Source organism: Sporacetigenium mesophilum DSM 16796, from assembly GCF_059569055.1.
In genome coordinates, this window is the sequence record NZ_JCANUR010000043.1 from 1 (window position 1) to 1,383 (window position 1,383).

General features: G+C 33.3%; 1 protein-coding gene. It reads left to right on the forward strand.

Going from position 1 to position 1,383, the window contains the following annotated elements; translation table 11 throughout:
• Nucleotides 1-92 precede the first annotated feature (92 nt).
• Nucleotides 93-1,250 carry a uroporphyrinogen decarboxylase family protein gene (locus tag BS62_RS15160; RefSeq protein WP_496492092.1) on the forward strand — a complete coding sequence of 386 codons (1,158 nt, stop codon included), beginning with the start codon at nucleotides 93-95 and terminating at the stop codon, nucleotides 1,248-1,250.
• The last annotated feature ends 133 nt before the right edge of the window (nucleotides 1,251-1,383 follow it).

Sequence of the window (1,383 nt, forward strand, 5' to 3'; positions counted from 1 at the left end):
AACAAAGGAAGCATGTGAATTTGTAGGAGCAGATGCATTTACAACTAACGCTGCAGAAGGCGTAAAAATATGCCAAGGGTGGGTGAACTAATATGAAAGATGTAAAAGCATTACAAGAAGAAAGAACCCAGTTATTTAAAGATTTATTCGATGGAAAAATTCCCAAAAGAGTACCTATAAATATTAACTTTTCACTTGAATTTGCTATTCAGTACTCAGGAAAAGACTTAGCAAAGTCACAATGGGACACTTCAGAGTTAGAGGAAATATATGAAAAGGTATGTACTGATTTTGTTACAGATACAAACCCAGCAGGACTTCAACTTCGAAATCCTTTATTATATAAAACCTTGGGAGCTAGAAATTTTATAATGGGATCTAGTGGATTTATGCAACATCCAGAAATTCATGGATTAGAAGCAAGTGAATACGATGAATTTATAAATTCACCATATGACTGTATAATGGAAAAAATACTTCCAAGAGTTTATACAGAATTAGATACAAATCCAGGCCAAAGATCTATAGCATTTGCTAAAGCATTTAAAGCATATTACGATGAGTTATTTAGAGATTTAGGAGTAATAGGGAAATTAACTGAAAAATACGGATATTCTCCATTAGGGGGAATAGGACAAATGACTGAAGCACCTTTTGATTTTGTAGCTGACCAATTAAGAGGATTCAAAAACATTACTATGGATATAAGAAGAATGGCTAGTAAAGTTGAGGCTGCTTGTGAAGCAGTTACACCTATTATGATAAAACAAGGAACTCCACCAAATCCATCAAAATATGGCGCTACGTTTATACCGCTTCATATGGCACCATTCTTACGTGAAAAAGACTTTAGTAGATTCTACTGGCCTACATTTAAAAAGACAGTAGATGAATTAGCAGCTAGTGGTCAACCATCACTATTATTTGTTGAACATGACTGGATGAGATTCTTAGATTACTTATATGAACTTCCTGAAAATACAAGAATGATGTTTGAATATGGCGATCCTAAGACTGTAAAAGAAAAATTAGGTGACAAACATATACTTACTGGTTTCTATCCAACTGGATTGTTAAAAACTGGCACAAAGGAACAATGTTTAGATAAGGCAAAAGAAATTCTTGATATAATGGCGCCAGGTGGTAAATATTACTTTAGCTTTGATAAAGTAATAATAACTACAGACAGTGTTAATATAGATAATTTACAAGCAGTTCTTCAATATGTAGCAGAAAACGGTAAGTATTAAAAGGAGGGGTATTTATGGAAACTCAATACTATAGAACCTGGGAAGAATACAAAGAAGATCATCCAGAAATAGATGAAAAACTAGATGATGTTATGGCTGCTAAAATGCAACCATATGAAGAAATGATGTTTGG

Excerpts from the sequence above, each read along its gene's own strand:
- BS62_RS15160 (WP_496492092.1), top strand. The coding sequence starts at position 93 with ATGAAAGATGTAAAAGCATTACAAGAAGAAAGAACCCAGTTATTTAAA.